Origin of the sequence: Clostridium sp. Marseille-P2415 (assembly GCF_900155545.1) — a bacterium.
In the GTDB taxonomy this organism is placed as follows: Bacteria; Bacillota; Clostridia; order Lachnospirales; family Lachnospiraceae; genus Lacrimispora.
This window is the reverse complement of sequence record NZ_LT732526.1, coordinates 4,076,965-4,090,030: the sequence shown is the minus strand read 5'-3', so window position 1 is coordinate 4,090,030 and position 13,066 is coordinate 4,076,965. Positions and strand designations below refer to the sequence as shown.

The following is a 13,066-nucleotide window of genomic DNA, read 5'->3' as shown; positions in this document are numbered from 1 at the left end:
TATGAATGAATTTTTGTCAAGTATATTTTTGATTTAGCTAAAATTTCGCAATGCTGGAAATTCTTAGAAGGAGAAGACCGCAGGCGGCGGCTCTGCTTACAGCAGTATAATACCACCGTTTTTCTCAATCTCAACCACAGGATGCTTTCTTAAATAATCCAGGGCCATCTGAGGAACCTCTGTACTGATACGCTTTAGAATCCGGCATTCCCTGTATACCTCGTAGCCTCCCGTACCGCTGGCACGGTAATCGCTCATACACAGGCTGAAAGAACGGCCTGCCAGCGGCCTGCCTTTATACAGAATCTTTTTCACCCGGCTTCCCACAGGCATTTTTAAGTCCACCTCAAAAGTAATACCGGCAAAATAATCATAATTATAATGCTCCACTTTGGGTTTCAGGAACTCGTCAGAGATCTCAATGTTCCCATCCTTTATGGTAAAATACCGGGCACAGCGTTCCAGGGCTTTCCTGAGTGTTTCTTCCTTTACTTCAAGGACTGCCAGGGTGTTTGAAAACGGATATACTCTCACCAGATCCCGCATGGTAACATGGTCAGGAAGTCCAATGGATGAATTTCCCAGCCCGACACAGGAGATATCCGCCCCCGAATATTCCAGCTGCACCTGATTGAAAAAATCCGCGACAGCTGACCCATAAAGGGCCATATCAAGCTTTCCTTTTTCCGGAACCGGCTCCTTCAAACGACCAATGTCTGCATCCAGCCACTCCTGTACTGCCCCCTCTAAAGGAAGCAGAGACTCATAAGGTTCTTTCTCATGAAACGGCCCGGCCGGGCAGATGGAGGACTCCACTTTAAGCTTCCCGTCTTCAAACCTTAAATCCAGCCGGGCATACTGCACGGCATTGGCGGCCAGCTGCAGGGTATGGGTCCTGAATAACTCTCTTCCGGGAACGGACATGTGCTGGTGCGCGGTCAGCAGGATATCATAATCCAGCTCTTTTAAGATGCGGTATCCCACATTTTCTCCGGAAGTACTTAATACCTTTCCGGTATCAAGATCGCATTCATAACCGCCGTGATAGATGCAGATGGTGACATCTGACTGGAGCTTCAGCCTGAAAAGCTCCTCTGCAGCAGCCTGGAAAGCATCGGTAATCCGGATTTTTTCCAGATTCTCCGGCTGCTCCCACACGTTTACATGATCCGTCACAATGCCGGTTACCCCCAGCCGGAGCCCATTTTCCAGGGTAAAGATATGACTTGATGAGATCCTGCCCCTTCCTTCCAAGTCCCTTGCATTTGCGCAGAGGCAGACGCCGTGAAGCGCCCGGAAGTATTTTACAAGGCGGTCATAACCAAAATTAAAATCATGGTTTCCGGGGACCACAGCATCGTAGCCTGCCGCATTGTATACTCCGGCTATGGGATCCTTTTCCGGGAAATCCCCTCCATGGGAGGTGACATAGGCAGCCAGAGGAGCTCCCTGTAACGTATCCCCTCCGTCAAAAACCAGTGTATTTCCGTCTTTTTTAAAGTTGGAGATACAGTTAAAAAGCCCCATGGGCCGTTCTTCCTTATCTGCGTATGAGGTTGGAAACAGATATCCGTGAACATCTGAGGTATAATATATTTTTGCCTGTTTCTTCAATCTATCACCCCCTGGCCAGCTTTACCCGGATCCTGGTGGAAATATATTCCACGATCAGAACCAGAACCATAAGGCCCACTAAAATAGCCCCCGCCTCATTCCACCGGTAGGAATTCATGGCAAAGATCAGGGGCGCTCCAATGCCTCCGGCTCCTACCAGCCCCAGAACCGTGGCATCTCTTAAATTAATGTCAAACCGGTAGATTACCGTTGACGCGAAGTTGGGAATCAGCTGGGGCAGGATTCCATACCGGATCTTCTGAAACGTATTGCAGCCGCATGCATCTAAGGATTCCAGAATTCTGGTATCCAGATCTTCGATGGCTTCAATATACATTTTCGATACCATGCCAATGGAACACACGGACATGGTCAAAAGTCCGGTAAACGCTCCGGGCCCGCTGACCCGGATAAACATGAGGCCATAGACAAAGGCCGGAATGGTCCTGACCGCCATGATCACCAGACGGCTTAAATAAGCGACCGGAGCAGGCATTAAGTTGGAGGCCGATAGAAAGGAAAGAGGAATGGCAAGAAAGGCTCCCACCAGGGTTCCTAAAAATGCAATGCAGACCGTTTCCAGAAGAAGATACGGAACTCCCTGTACGGTCAGGTTAAACAACAGCTTTTTATCCGGATGAACGATTCCGTTTAAAATATTCCCGGCAATTTTAAGACCTCCAAGGCCTCCGCCGGAAACGTCCACGGCAGAGCCTGACCACAGCAGCAGCACCAGAACAATGGCAGTAACCGTTACCTGGTAAACAGTATTCTTAGGACGCCCGGCATATGCTTTTTCTATCTGATTCATCATCTGTCATTCCCCCTATACCAGTTTCCGGCGGCAGTAGCGGCTCACCGATTCAATCAGAAATACGGTTACAAACAGCATGATCAGGATCATGCCTACACTTGGATATTCTCTCCACCCCAGCTTTTCATTGAGGATCAGTCCCAGACCGCCTGCGCCCACATATCCCAGTATGGCTGCATAACGGACATTTCCTTCAAAGCAGAACAGCCCGTTTGAAATATAGGAAGGAAGCACCTGGGGGATGATGGCGCTCACAAAAGCCCGGACCTTGGTGGCCCCAATGGCTTCCATAGCCTCAAAGGCCCCCATATCAGCGGTTTCGATCTCTTCATATAATATTTTCCCCATATAGGCAAAGGTGAACACCGCAATAGCCGTGGTGCCGGCCAGGGTGCCCAGGCCGAATACATAAGTAGCGATCAGGGCGGTTACCAGGGTCGGAAGGGTCCTTACAATGCTTAAAAATAATCTCATGACGCTGACCGCCACCGGATTCCTTATGATGTTGGTGGAAGCAGCCATGGCAAAGGGAATGACTGTCACAGCTCCGATCACGGTCCCAAGAAGAGACATTTTTACGGTATCAAACAGGGGCTGCCACACCTGAGAGCTATAGGAAAATGCCGGCGGGACCATCATACCGAGGATGACAAAGAACTGGTCTCCCCTTTCCCGCAAAACTCCCATATCAAAGCCGGTGATCTTTACCGACAGCACGGTTAAGAACACCAGTATCAGGGCGATCAGGGGGAGATGGGAAGCCGGCTTTGAGACGGTCCTGCCATTTGACAATTCCATTTTCCGGGGCGGAATTATTTTGTCATAAATGCTCATCCTGCCGCCTCCTGTTCTTCTTTTCCTTCATAAATCTCATTTAAGATATCCTGGGTCACATCAGCGGCCGGACCATCGTAAACGATCCGGCCTGCTCTTATGCCAATGACACGGCTTGCGTACTGGAGCGCCAAGTCCACATGATGGATGTTTAACAGAATGGTAATGTTCATCTCTTTGTTGATCTTTAAGAAATCCCCCATGACCTGTTTTGCCGTAACCGGGTCTAAGGAAGCCACCGGCTCGTCTGCCAGGATGATCCGGGGATTCTGGGCCAGGGTCCTTGCCAGGGCAACTCTCTGCTGCTGCCCGCCGGACAACTGGTCCGCGCGGACAAAGGCTTTATCCAGGATACCCACCTTATCAAGCGCCTCCAGTGCCTCCAGCTTATCCTCCCTGGGGTAAATTCCGAACAAAGCGTTGAAAAACGGCAGTTCCGGTACCTTTGACATAAGAACGTTATTGATGACCCGGGTTCTGGTCACCAGGTTAAAGGACTGGAAAATCATGCCGATCTTACGGCGGAAACGCCGCAGTTCCCTTCCTTTCAGCTGCATCACATCGGTCCCATCCACGGTCAGGGTGCCTTCCGTAATATCATGCATGCGGTTAATCGTCCGAAGAAGGGTGGACTTGCCTGCGCCGGAAAGTCCGATAACAGCTACAAATTCTCCCTGCCCGATTTTTAAGTTGATTTCTTTCAAGGCTTCAAAGCCATTGGGATACTTTTTGCCCACCTGACTAAATTCAATCATACTTTCCCTCATTTCCCAGTATAAAGAGCGGAGGCGCCGCAAAATATTACCGTTACGACGCCTCTACAGCCTGTATGTATTCTTTATTTTGCATTTAATTCCTTAATCATCTTCTGTGCCGCACGTTCATTATCGTAATCGGAGCTCTGTGCCGGCTGATATCCCTTGTGGCTATAGATAGCGATAACCTGCTTTCCTTCTTCTGTGTTGCCGATGTTGATAAATGCATCCCGGACAGCCTTTTTGAAATTATCATCCATGATTTTGGAGGTCTTGCTCACGCTGACTGTATCATTAAAAATCGGAGGCGTTACACCGATCACATTTGTTTCTTCCCAGATGGATCCGGTCCTTCCGTATTCGGAATTCCATTTTTCCACGTAATCCCTGCGGGCATCCGCATAGGTGCAGAGAACATCTACCTGGCCGGAGGCGAGCCGTGCAAAAGCGCTTCCATAGGAATCAGACTGTACCGCATGGGAAAGATTTAACATGTTCTTCTGGAAATTATCCTGAAGCCATAAGGACGGGTAAATGTATCCTGCCGGTGAGGAGGATGACATAACGCTCCAGTTCGCTCCGTCTAAATCTTCAAAGGTAAGCTCTTCCCCATTGTTGACCTTGGCAGACAGTTCCTGTCCCTTTTCAGAAGGGCCTGCAATAATAAGTGCCCGGTAGGAGGTAGCCTGATCCGCAGTGGGATCGGTAGCCTTTCCGTCATTCCAGTCCTTTGCGGAATCGGAATTCTTGCTTAATCCGTCTCTGGTTGCGGTTAAGATCACTTCTGCGCCGTCATCATAGAGGACATAGGTTCCTCCCGGTATAAGACCGATATCCGCAGTGCCTGCAGATAGGGCTTCCCCAACTGCCTCATAGCTGGTTCCGACCGTAATCACCACCTCGCCGATATCATAGCCTTCTTTTCCCAACTCTGTCTTCAGCATGTCTTTTAAAGGCTCTGTAGCGGTTACGATCTCTTCCGGCTCTCTGGAAGGAACAAAGTAAACGTTCAGCTTGTCGATTTTCTTGTTCTCCGCCTTTGCCTCAGTCTGAGCGGTTGTTTCTCCTGCTGCAGACGATGCGCTTTCCGTCCCCGCAGCGGTTGCCGCTCCAGACTGGCTGCTGCCGGAACATCCGCCGATCATTGCTGCACAGAGTGCTGCTGCCATTAATACAGAAACTGTTTTTTTCATACTGCTCTCCTTTTCGTGTGATTCATCGGTTCTTGGGGTCATGGGTCATTACGCGCTGTCTCCGACTTCCAACTTTGTTGGGAGATAAATTGTCATATTGTCCTTGCGGCCTTCCTGGATCTGTTCCAGCAAAAGCTTGATTGCAGTCTGCCATACGATCTCCGGGAACATCCGGACCTTCGTATAGGATGGCCATTTGGATTCCAGCGTTTCAATATCCTTATAGATGACCACCGCAACGTCCTTTGGTACGCGGAGCCCCGCATCCTGGAAAGCTTCCAGAGCCCCTTCCGCAACCTCTTCGCTGCCTAACAGTACCGCTTCCGGCAGATGGCCCGATTCGACCGCCTGCTTTGCCAGCTCATAACCGCTTTCCCTGCTGATATCGCCTATAAAGAAATTTTCCTCCTCATAATAGCCTCTCTGCGTAAAAGTGGCCCGGATCCCTTCTAACCTCCGATAGCCGATCTTCACCTGGCCTTCTTCGTAAAGACCTCCGATGTAGCCGACGCTGCAATATTTTTTCCGCTCCATGAGATAATCGAGCATTTCCTGGATTCCCTTGTTAAAATCCATGACAATGCTGTCGTACTCATAATCCTTGGGATCCGAATTGATGAATACAATGGCATAGCTCTGCATCCGCAGATGCTCCATCTCTTCCCCGGAAAAAACGCCGAAGGCGATGATTCCATCATACTGCCCCGGACTGTTTTTATCCATCCGTTCAAACCGCACATCATTCTTCCCTGACATGGACTTTACGGTCAAATCCAGGGAAGAAAGCCTGATGTTGGTCCTGTCCTTCCGGATAATATGCCAGTCAGCCACTCCTATGACAATTCCTCTCTCTTTCTGCGTATGACGCATCCTGGGTGGGACATATTTTAACTCGTGGGCAATTTTGAATATCCTTTTTTTCACCTCCGGACTCACCACGATGGTATCATCCTGATTCAGCACCCGGGATACCGTCGCGATGGATACGTTCGCAAGCTGTGAAATTTCTTTAATCGTAGCCATAATCTATATCCTCACCTTTCAATTTTCATTATAATTGCAGTCTTTCCCACCGTCAATAAGCAAAGTAAAATTTTACTAAATTTTTACCAAAGTTTGCATTTTGGGCCAAAAAACCATAAATACCGGGAAGAAACCTTATCTTCTTTCCGGCATTTATGGTTTTCTGAATCTATGGTATTCAGTCCTTATCCCCGCTTAAATTCAGCTTTGCAAATGCATCCGCAAAAGCCGAATTGATCGGTTCTTCTACTTCCTTTTTCTGCTTGTTCAAATACCTGGCTACATCCTTTTTGGACACTCCGGCCCCTTCCTTTGCACGCCTTTCCTTAAAGGAAGAAAGCTTCTCCTTATAACCGCATTTGCAGACAAAAATCTGCCCTTCCCCCTTGCCTTTCAGCTCCAGCTTCTTATGGCATACCGGACATCTTGCATTACTGGTCCTGGAAACAACCTCCCTGTGCCCGCATTCCCGGTCCTGGCAGACCAGCATCTCGCTGTTCTTCCCTTTCACTGCCAGCATCCTCTTACCGCACACCGGGCATCTGGTATTGGTCAGATTATCGTGGGTAAATTTCCCTTCCCCAGACTTGATCTGACGGATCAAATCCCCGGAATACAGCCGGATATCCTTCATAAATGCCGCCCGCTTTAATTTCCCGTCAGCAATGGCAGACAGCCTCATCTCCCAGTCCGCCGTCAGCTCCGGTTTCTTCAAATCCTCCGGTACAAGAGTAAGAAGCTGTTTCGCCTTAGAGGTCAGATAAATATCCTTCCCCCGCTTTTCCAAAAGAAAGCCGGAAAACAACTTTTCAATAATATCCGCTCTGGTCGCCACGGTCCCAAGACCTCCGGTTTCCCCCAGAGTCTTCGCCATATCCCGGTCCTTTGTCTCCATATAGGAAACCGGGTTCTCCATAGCGGAAAGGAGAGTCGCCTCATTAAACGGAGCCGGAGGCTTTGTCTTTCCTTCCGTTAAAACGACCGTAAGATCTAAGATCCGGTCCCCTTTTTTCAGGATGGGCAGATTCTGTTCCTTTAATTCCTGCTCCTCGTCTTCCTCATCCTGATTATCATAAACTTCCTTCCAGCCCTGAACCTTTACCGCTTTTCCTCTGGCTATAAGAGACTCTCCCCCCACTTCCACCGTCAGTTCGGTCTGCTCGTACTCAAAAGGCGGATACAGCACCGCTAAGAATCTGCGGACCACCAGATCATAAATTTTCCGTTCATCTACAGTCATGTGGTCCAGCTGGACAAACTGTTCCGTAGGAATAATGGCGTGATGATCCGATACCTTCTTATCGTCCACAAAAGACGGTTTCCCCTCAATTTTCTGATTGGCAAGCCTTCCTGCCAGCTTCCGGTAGGGCCCCACTCCGCAGGCCTCCAGCCTTTCCTTGATGGAGGGAACAATATCCGAACTTAAATACCTGGAATCCGTTCTTGGATAAGTCAGGACCTTATGGTTTTCATATAGCCTCTGCATGATGTTTAACGTCTCTTTTGCGGAATAATTAAAGCGGCGGTTCGCTTCCCTCTGAAGCTCCGTTAAATCATAAAGCTGAGGGGAATAAGTTTTCTTCGGCACGCTTTTCACCTCTGTGACCAGTCCATCTCCCCCGGTCTTCATCTTTTCCAGAACAGCTTCCATACGTTCCCTGTCAAACGAACGGAAGCTCTTTGATTTTTCATCCCGCCAGGTTAAGGAAAGGGCCGGCTTTGCACATTTTGCCGTAATGCCATAATAGGGCCTGGGAACAAAATTTTTAATTTCATCCTCTCTCGCGGCAATGATGGCTAACGTAGGGGTCTGTACCCGCCCGCAGCTTAAGCTGGCGTTATATTTGCAGGTCAGCGCCCTGGTGGCATTGATCCCGACCAGCCAGTCCGCCTCGGCCCGGCACATGGCAGCATCGTATAAATTATCATATTCATGGCCGTTTTTTAATTTGGCAAAGCCTTCTTTAATGGCTTTATCCGTAACTGAGGAAATCCAGAGCCTTTTTATGGGTTTTTTATTCCCTGCTTTTTCCAGGATCAGCCTCGCCACCAGCTCCCCTTCCCGTCCGGCATCCGTGGCAATAATGATTTCGCCCACATCTCCCCGGTGAATCTGGGTTTTTACAACATGATACTGCTTTCCTGTCTGTTTGATCACCTCAAGCTTAAACCGGTCCGGCATCATTGGGAGGTCTTCCATCTTCCATTCTTTATATTTCGTGTCGTAATCTTCCGGGTCCGCTAATGTGACCAGATGGCCTAAGCCCCAGGTCACCACGTATTTCTCCCCTTCGATCGCCCCATTCTGGTTTTTTCCGCAGTGAAGCACACGGGCAATGTCCCTGGCCACCGACGGTTTTTCTGCTATGATTAAAGATTTCATGTAATTCCTCCAAGATTGCAATTCTCTCCCAATTATACCGTATTGACCGGGTTATTACAACTTATACATTTCCATAAGCAATCAGGGAGTCTCCCTGACGGACTCCCATTCCTGCCGTCTGATACAAAACGATCCCATCATATTCTGCATGGCAGGCCTGAAGCCGGTTACCCCATACGTCCTCCACAACTCCCAGAAGCTCCCCTTTCCGGAATAGATCCCCCACCTGCTTTTTCGGATACCAGAACCCTTCCGCAGCGGAATCAATATAGCTTGCCTTTTCCACTTCATGCTGGGACTTTTCCCTCTTTGATCCGGCAAAATCCCTGAGAACTCCTAAATGCCCCAATACGTTTTTCACTTCCTCCTTATATTGCAGAAGCTCCTCTTCCCCATAACAGCCGCCCCCTCCGCGCTCCATAAGAATCGAGGGGATCCCCTGTATCGCCGCATAATTATAGGAGCCCGTAGCCGCAGATGATTTCACGCGGACCGGCATGCCGGTTGCTTCGGCCATCATCCTGGCCGTTTCACAGACCTCTTCCCTTGCCACTCCCGGGAAATACACAAATGGCATTACCTTTTCATGAGTATCCCCTGCGTGAAGATCGATATAATAATCAGACTGATTCTGTAATTCATGCTCTATGGTATAAGCGATCCTCCCGGAAAGGCTTTCATCCTTCTTTCCCGGAAACATCCGGTTTAAATTTTTTCCATCCTCAGGTACGACCAGGCGTGTAAAGGAATAAGCTGCCTGAGGGTTTGCTACCAGCAGAAAAATAATGGTTCCATTCACTTCAGACGGCTGAAGCTCTCCGGACAACTCAATGGCAGTCCGGATCCCTATGTATTCAGAGCCGTGTATGCCTGCCGATATGAGGACTACAGGCCCCTCCCCCTCTCCGCTAACCGCGCAGAACGGAAGCTCCAGCGTATGGTTTACAACCGGCAGCATCCCCTTAAGCTGTTTTCCTTTCTCCAACCGGTACCTTCCAATCTGTAACATGGCATTTTCTCCTTTTATGTATGTTTTCGATCCTAAACCGCTTGTTCCCAGGAACCTCCCGCACCCATTTCCTGTACATCAAATATTGCGTTCAGCAATTTTTTCGCATAAGGGTGAGTTGCCTTTGAAATGGTTTCCACTTCTCTGATTTCCGCCACTTTTCCTTTATAAAGAAACAATACATGACTGCATAAATAGGTTACGGAAGTTAAATCATGAGTAATAAAAATATAGGTAAGGTCTTTCTCTTTTTGTATCTGTTTTAATAAGTCCATGATCTGTACCTGGGTATGGGCATCCAGCGAGCTGATGGCCTCATCAAATAAAATAACGGCCGGATCCACAGCCAGCGCCCGGGCAATGCATACGCGCTGCAGCTGCCCTCCGCTCAATTCATGAGGGAGCCTCTCCTTATAGCTTTCATCAAGCCCTACCAGACGCAGAAGATTGTCTGTTTCCTCATCCTTATTTATGCGGATGCGCTCCCGTCTTTCCTTTACGCGAAGCCCCTCTCCGATTAAGTTCCTGACCGTGAACCTGGGATTTGCCGATGTGGTATAATCCTGGAATACCACGCTCAGAACTGTCTGCCGGTCCTTTTTCCGTCCTTTGTACAGAGGCGTCCCCCCTAAGCAGACCACCCCCTCATCCGGCTTCAGGAGCCCGCACAGCACCCGTCCCAGAGTGCTTTTCCCGCTTCCGCTTTCCCCCAGGATCCCGAGGCAGTCCCCCTTTTTTACGTGAAATGACACATCAAACAGAACTTTCTGCCGTTCTCTGCCAAATAGCTTTTCCTGATTTTCCTTCTGAAAGCTTACATTGATATGTTCAGCCTTTATCATACGTTTATCATTCCTTTCTTTCCAATGGCCCTGTGGTACTGCTCCATGACCGCTTTTTTCTTTTCCACCAAAAGTCTGGTATACGGATCCTTCGGCTGCTCGTAAATCTGCCGGAAGGTCCCTGTATCGGCCGCATTTCCCTGATTCATCACCAGCACCTGGTCGGCAATGGCAGAAATCACTCCCAAATCATGGCTGATAAAAATCATGGCAGTCCCGGATTCTTTCTTGATCCTCATGAATTCTTTCATGATTTCGTACTGGGTAATGGCGTCAATGGCTGTGGTGGGCTCATCTGCAATCAGTAAATCCGGCTCCATGGACATGGCAAGTCCGATCATGATCCGCTGCAGCATGCCGCCGCTTAGCTGGTGGGGATATTTTTTCATCACCTCGGAAGGATTCTGGATCTGCATGGCTTTAAGGACCTCCATGGACTTGTCCCGGATCTGAATTTTATTCAGTCCCGTATGTTCCCGGTATGTCTCCGCCAACTGCTCATTAATCCGGTAAAGGGGATCAAAACAGGTCATGGGATTTTGCAGGATCATATTGATTTTCTTCCCCCGGATTTTACGAAGCTGTTCCCTGCTCTTTCCAATTAAGTTTTCCCCCTGATAAACGGCCTCTCCTTTTACCACAAAATCCGTTCCCAAAAGCCCCATAACCGCTTTCAGACTCATGCTTTTCCCACTGCCGCTTTCCCCCAGTATTCCAAGACATTGGCCCGGAAAAACCTCAAAATCTACGCCATTTATAATCCTGTGTACCTGTTTTTTACGGCAGTGTTCCACCGTTAAATTTCTTACTTTTAAAACCGCTTCCATTAAACCTGTACCTCCTTTGGATCAAGCGCATCCCTGAGGGCATCTCCCAGAAGATTAAAAGCCGCAACCACCACTACGATGGCCAGTCCTGGTGCGATCATCTGCACCGGATTTGTAGTCATCACATTTTTCGCCTCATTTAACATGGCCCCCCATTCCGGTGTAGGCGCCTGTACACCAAGGCCCAAAAAGGAAAGGGTTGAAATATTAAGGATCGCCCAGCCAATGTCCAGAGTTGCCAGAACCGCCATTTCTGCCGCAATGCTGGGCAGGAGATGGCGGAGCAGGATAAACGGCTCCCCGCTTCCCACACACCGGGAAAAGAGCACAAAATTCCGGTCTCTGTATTTCATGACATTGGTGCGGATCATGCGGGCATACCAGGCCCATTTGATCAGTACATTGGCCATGATCACATTTCTCACATCAATTCCAAGAAGAGCTACTACAGCAAACACCATGATCTGGCTGGGGAATGACATCATCACATCCACGGCTCTCATGATGATCTCCTCCACCGGTCCCCGGAAATAACCGGCCATAAGTCCCATGGCACAGCCCAGCCCAATGGTGCCGGTCATGGTGAGCAGGGAAAGAAACAGCGTAGGCCTGATCCCATATATCATTCTTGACAGGATGCAGCGTCCCAGCTGGTCGGTCCCCAGCGGATACCGGAGGCTAAAGCCGGCGAATTTGTTTAAAATGTCATTTTCATAGGGATCGTTGGGGGCAATGAAAGGCGCAAGGATCCCGGCAAGTGCCACAGCCCCTATGAGACTCATCGTGATCACTGCCATTTTATTTTTTATAAACCGTTTCCACATCTTAAGACACCTCCCTGCGAAGTCTTGGGTCTGCAATGCTCTGGATAATATCAAACAACAGGTTAAACACCACAAACAAGGTACCGATCAGAAGCACATAGGTCTGGATCACCGGGTAATCCCGGTTAAAAATGGAAGCAATGCAAAGCTTTCCAAGCCCGGGCCACGCAAATACATTTTCAACCACAATGGTCCCGGCCATCAGCTGGGGAACACTCATGCCGATGGCCACAATGCAGGTATGAAGGGAATTTTTTAAAATATGCTTTACCAGGATGGTCCTCTGTTTCAAGCCCCTGACATTGGCATATAAGACATAATCCTCTTTCATGTTTTCCAGCATGTTGTTCCGTATCAGACGGATATAGGTGGAAATATAAGTAAGAGACACGGTAAAAGAGGGAAGGATCAGATGCTTCCAGCTGCCGTTTCCGCTGGTGGGCAGCAAATCCCACTTAATACTGATCAGCCAGATGAGCAAAAGCCCGATCCAGTAAGCTGGCATGGCCGTAGTCATAAAGACGATCCCTCTTACCAGCCGGTCAAACCAGCTGTCTTTGTACACCGCACATAAAAATCCCACCGGCAGGCTGAGTAAAATCACGAACAACAGGGATGCCATGGCCAGGACAAAGGTTGCAGGCAGACAACGCGTGATCTCTCCCAGCACCGTCCTGGATGGATTGGTATAACTTACCCCAAAATCCAGCCTCATGCAATTGAATACCCATCGGAAATACCGGACCAAATATGGATCATTTAATCCCATCTCTTCCCGCACCTGACGGATGGCCTCTTCCGTTATGACAGGCGTCTGCCGGACGCGAAGCGCCACCTCTGCGGGATCCGATGGAATCAGGTTTATAAAAACAAAGCATAAAAAAGAAATAAGCAGCAACAACGGAACGGCAGACAGCGTGCGCTTTACAATATAAGATTTCATGACAC

12 protein-coding genes are annotated in these 13,066 nt (G+C 49.0%); all 12 read right to left on the bottom strand.

Annotated elements, in window-relative coordinates; all coding sequences use genetic code 11:
* Positions 1-96 precede the first annotated feature (96 nt).
* A complete protein-coding gene (locus tag BQ9856_RS23660) occupies positions 97-1,614 on the bottom strand; it encodes a bifunctional metallophosphatase/5'-nucleotidase (RefSeq protein WP_077613182.1) in 1,518 nt (505 codons plus the stop codon).
* 4 nt (positions 1,615-1,618) lie between these two features.
* A complete protein-coding gene (gene phnE / locus BQ9856_RS23655; RefSeq protein ID WP_077613181.1) occupies positions 1,619-2,428 on the bottom strand; it encodes a phosphonate ABC transporter, permease protein PhnE in 810 nt (269 codons plus the stop codon).
* A gap of 12 nt (positions 2,429-2,440) precedes the next feature.
* The gene (phnE, locus tag BQ9856_RS23650; protein WP_077613180.1) at positions 2,441-3,262 is read right to left on the bottom strand and encodes a phosphonate ABC transporter, permease protein PhnE; all 822 of its coding nucleotides are present in this window, start codon (positions 3,260-3,262) and stop codon (positions 2,441-2,443) included.
* Positions 3,259-4,017, bottom strand: coding sequence for a phosphonate ABC transporter ATP-binding protein (gene phnC, locus BQ9856_RS23645; RefSeq protein ID WP_077613179.1), 759 nt, complete (start codon positions 4,015-4,017; stop codon positions 3,259-3,261). The genes phnE (BQ9856_RS23650) and phnC overlap by 4 nt, the downstream gene beginning before the upstream one ends.
* An 83-nt stretch (positions 4,018-4,100) precedes the next feature.
* Positions 4,101-5,210 carry a phosphate/phosphite/phosphonate ABC transporter substrate-binding protein gene (locus BQ9856_RS23640; protein ID WP_077613178.1) on the bottom strand — a complete coding sequence of 370 codons (1,110 nt, stop codon included), beginning with the start codon at positions 5,208-5,210 and terminating at the stop codon, positions 4,101-4,103.
* 48 nt (positions 5,211-5,258) lie between these two features.
* Positions 5,259-6,233 (bottom strand): LacI family DNA-binding transcriptional regulator, encoded by a 975-nt coding sequence (locus BQ9856_RS23635; protein WP_077613177.1) that lies wholly within the window; start codon positions 6,231-6,233, stop codon positions 5,259-5,261.
* 178 nt (positions 6,234-6,411) lie between these two features.
* Positions 6,412-8,616, bottom strand: a complete 2,205-nt coding sequence (locus BQ9856_RS23630; protein WP_077613176.1) for a DNA topoisomerase III — start codon at positions 8,614-8,616, stop codon at positions 6,412-6,414.
* A 61-nt stretch (positions 8,617-8,677) separates the two neighbouring features.
* A complete protein-coding gene (locus BQ9856_RS23625) occupies positions 8,678-9,625 on the bottom strand; it encodes a succinylglutamate desuccinylase/aspartoacylase domain-containing protein (RefSeq protein WP_077613175.1) in 948 nt (315 codons plus the stop codon).
* A 32-nt stretch (positions 9,626-9,657) separates the two neighbouring features.
* Positions 9,658-10,467: an ABC transporter ATP-binding protein gene (locus tag BQ9856_RS23620; RefSeq protein ID WP_077613174.1), complete on the bottom strand. Its 810-nt coding sequence runs from the start codon at positions 10,465-10,467 to the stop codon at positions 9,658-9,660.
* Positions 10,464-11,294, bottom strand: a complete 831-nt coding sequence (locus tag BQ9856_RS23615; RefSeq protein ID WP_077613173.1) for an ABC transporter ATP-binding protein — start codon at positions 11,292-11,294, stop codon at positions 10,464-10,466. Before BQ9856_RS23615 ends, BQ9856_RS23620 begins: the two co-directional genes overlap by 4 nt.
* Complete coding sequence (gene opp1C / locus BQ9856_RS23610) at positions 11,294-12,118, bottom strand: nickel/cobalt ABC transporter permease (RefSeq protein WP_077613172.1); 825 nt, start codon at positions 12,116-12,118, stop codon at positions 11,294-11,296. The genes BQ9856_RS23615 and opp1C overlap by 1 nt, the downstream gene beginning before the upstream one ends.
* Position 12,119: 1 nt before the next feature.
* Entirely contained in the window at positions 12,120-13,061 is a 942-nt protein-coding gene (opp1B, locus tag BQ9856_RS23605; protein WP_077613171.1) for a nickel/cobalt ABC transporter permease, read from the bottom strand.
* Positions 13,062-13,066: the final 5 nt, after the last annotated feature.

Excerpts from the sequence above, each read along its gene's own strand:
- phnE (WP_077613181.1), bottom strand. The coding sequence starts at position 2,428 with ATGATGAATCAGATAGAAAAAGCATATGCCGGGCGTCCTAAGAATACT.
- phnE (WP_077613180.1), bottom strand. The coding sequence starts at position 3,262 with ATGAGCATTTATGACAAAATAATTCCGCCCCGGAAAATGGAATTGTCA.
- phnC (WP_077613179.1), bottom strand. The coding sequence starts at position 4,017 with ATGATTGAATTTAGTCAGGTGGGCAAAAAGTATCCCAATGGCTTTGAA.
- BQ9856_RS23640 (WP_077613178.1), bottom strand. The coding sequence starts at position 5,210 with ATGAAAAAAACAGTTTCTGTATTAATGGCAGCAGCACTCTGTGCAGCA.
- BQ9856_RS23635 (WP_077613177.1), bottom strand. The coding sequence starts at position 6,233 with ATGGCTACGATTAAAGAAATTTCACAGCTTGCGAACGTATCCATCGCG.
- BQ9856_RS23630 (WP_077613176.1), bottom strand. The coding sequence starts at position 8,616 with ATGAAATCTTTAATCATAGCAGAAAAACCGTCGGTGGCCAGGGACATT.
- BQ9856_RS23625 (WP_077613175.1), bottom strand. The coding sequence starts at position 9,625 with ATGTTACAGATTGGAAGGTACCGGTTGGAGAAAGGAAAACAGCTTAAG.
- BQ9856_RS23620 (WP_077613174.1), bottom strand. The coding sequence starts at position 10,467 with ATGATAAAGGCTGAACATATCAATGTAAGCTTTCAGAAGGAAAATCAG.
- BQ9856_RS23615 (WP_077613173.1), bottom strand. The coding sequence starts at position 11,294 with ATGGAAGCGGTTTTAAAAGTAAGAAATTTAACGGTGGAACACTGCCGT.
- opp1C (WP_077613172.1), bottom strand. The coding sequence starts at position 12,118 with ATGTGGAAACGGTTTATAAAAAATAAAATGGCAGTGATCACGATGAGT.
- opp1B (WP_077613171.1), bottom strand. The coding sequence starts at position 13,061 with ATGAAATCTTATATTGTAAAGCGCACGCTGTCTGCCGTTCCGTTGTTG.